Genomic DNA, 286 nt, shown 5'->3' on the forward strand with positions numbered 1-286 from the left:
AAGCCGATGACGAGGAACCATGCCGTGGCCAGGCCCGGCTGTCCCGCGAACTGCTCGAACATCTCTCGTCTCCTCAGTAGGCGAAGGCCAGGACGTCGTCCCGGGAACCGTCGTCGTCGTGGTCCTCGTGCTCGACCAGCTCGGGCATGGCCGCGACCACGCCGGTGCGCACGTACTTGGCGATCAGCGCGACCTCCACGACCAAGAGCACCCCGTACAGCAGCAGGAGGCTGCCCAGCGAGAACAGCAGCTCCCCGGCCGTGACGTTCGGCGAGACCGCGGCTTC

General features: G+C 67.8%; 1 pseudogene. It reads right to left on the minus strand.

Annotated features, from left to right (window positions below):
• Positions 1 to 73 precede the first annotated feature (73 nt).
• Positions 74 to 286 (minus strand): annotated as a pseudogene (locus IG178_RS24640) (cytochrome ubiquinol oxidase subunit I); the annotation flags it as partial.

Origin of the sequence: Neoluteolibacter marinus (genome assembly GCF_014904755.1) — a bacterium.
GTDB classification, from domain to species: Bacteria; Verrucomicrobiota; Verrucomicrobiia; order Verrucomicrobiales; family Akkermansiaceae; genus Haloferula; species Haloferula marina.